Source organism: Rhodococcus sp. BS-15, from assembly GCF_000813105.1.
Taxonomy (GTDB): Bacteria; Actinomycetota; Actinomycetes; order Mycobacteriales; family Mycobacteriaceae; genus Rhodococcoides.
The window spans coordinates 1-694 of the sequence record NZ_BAOX01000622.1 but is presented as its reverse complement, the minus strand read 5'-3'; the positions used below and the strand labels follow the sequence as shown (position 1 = coordinate 694).

The 694-nt window shown below is 70.6% G+C and carries 1 pseudogene; it reads right to left on the bottom strand.

Annotated elements, in window-relative coordinates:
• Positions 1 to 694: pseudogene (locus RHBS_RS28325) on the bottom strand (helicase-associated domain-containing protein); the annotation flags it as partial.

Here is a 694-nt window from a genome sequence, read left to right as displayed (position 1 = left end):
GGACGGCCGGAGTGCGGAACGCCTGGCGTGGCCGCCGCGCCGACACCCTCGACCCGCGGCACGCAGATCGACGATGGTGCCGGACGAGTCCTCGCCCGCAGGCGCGAATCCTGCTCCGCTCAGGACCGTCAGTACTTCGGCGAGCGGGGCCTGTGAGATCGCGACGGTCGGAGCCAGCGCTCGCAGGGCCAACGATTCGGCTGCCGGGGATGCCATCACCTCGGCCAGCAGTGCCGGGTCCTCGCACCTGACGAACGACGCGGCGACGCCTGCGCGCAGGCGGCCGTGCCGACGAGCCACGTCGTCGATCAGGTAGGTCAGAGCCTGCGGCACCGGCGTTCTCGAGTGGGTGGCGAACAACGCGTGCAGCTCGGAGGCGGTCAGTCCCACATCGAGAGCGCGGCGCAGGCTGGTGTCGCTGATCCGGTACATCGTGCTGCGCCCGCGGATTCCACGTCGGCGACCAGTTCGATTCGATCCTGCAGGTCCGGCTCGAGCGGGCCGGGCGCCACCAACGTGAGGTCGGCTTGCACCAGGACGTAGTCGATGGGCTCGGGCAGGGCAGCACGCATGTCTGCCTCGGCATTGCCGTCGTGCAGCAGGGAGCGGCCCGGGGTCGAGATCGCCCCGCGAGCGACGATGCGAGAGCGGTCGCTTCGGCGAGAACATGTCCGACGGGTGTGACGCCGAAGCG